General features: G+C 42.6%; 1 protein-coding gene. It reads left to right on the top strand.

Annotation, left to right across the window (positions count from 1 at the left end):
• Window positions 1–319, top strand: a 319-nt coding sequence (locus tag ACRD7B_RS22840; RefSeq protein ID WP_430826986.1) for a hypothetical protein, incomplete at both ends; no start/stop codon positions are given.

Here is a 319-nt window from a genome sequence, read left to right as displayed (position 1 = left end):
TTGGCACACCAAGTGCAGCTACCGTTATTATTACCGACGATGACAGTGAGTCGGTCAACATAGTAGCCACAACTCAAGCTTTGGAAAGTGGTACCAATGGTTTATTCACAATCACAGCTACTAATTCATTCGGTTCAGATACTGATATTGCTTACACCGTTACAGGCACAGCTACTCCTGATGCCGATTACACAGCTTTAACAGGAACGGCTACACTAATTGCCGGACAAACAGAAGTAATTATTCCTGTAGCTATTCTAAGCGATGTTTTAGTTGAAGGTGACGAATCAGTCATTGTGACGCTCAACTCTACCAACAA

It is taken from the genome of Carboxylicivirga fragile (assembly GCF_050589805.1).
GTDB classification, from domain to species: domain Bacteria; phylum Bacteroidota; class Bacteroidia; order Bacteroidales; family Marinilabiliaceae; genus Carboxylicivirga; species Carboxylicivirga fragile.
Note: the sequence above shows the minus strand (reverse complement) of the source record. Positions and strands in the feature narration are given on the sequence as shown.